Origin of the sequence: uncultured Pseudokineococcus sp., assembly GCF_947499845.1 — a bacterium.
GTDB lineage: Bacteria > Actinomycetota > Actinomycetes > Actinomycetales > Quadrisphaeraceae > Pseudokineococcus.
Map to the genome: position 1 here is coordinate 1 of NZ_CANMPM010000061.1, position 416 is coordinate 416.

Genomic DNA, 416 nt, shown 5'->3' on the forward strand with positions numbered 1-416 from the left:
CACCGGGCCGGTGGCGGGGGTGTGGGCGGGTTCGTCGTCGAGGCCGAGGAGGCTGGTGAGGGCGACGACGACCTGGATGCCGCGGCCGGGCCGGGCGGGGGTGCTGGGGTGTCGTGCGGTGGTGGTGCTCACGTCACCGCCCACGCCGCTTCCGTCGCCAGCGTGGTCGCCGTCTGCGGCGTCGCGGTCTGCGGCGTCGCGGTCGGTGTCAGGAGCACGGTCAGTGCTGGTGCCGGTCAGGGCGAGGTCGACGAGGGCGTCGAAGCGGCGGGCGTCCAGGCCGCGGCGGTCGGGCAGGCCGGTGGCGTGGGGGGTGTCGCGGGCGGTGGTGAGCAGGTCGGGGTCGGCGAGGCCGGCGGTGGTGGCGGCGTGGGGGTCGGTGCGTCCGTGGGGGCCGGTGCGGGTGGTCGCGGTGG

At 78.1% G+C, this 416-nt stretch carries 1 pseudogene; it reads right to left on the reverse strand.

The features are described 5' to 3' along the window. A pseudogene (locus tag Q0789_RS16615) lies at window positions 1-416 on the reverse strand (hypothetical protein); the annotation flags it as partial.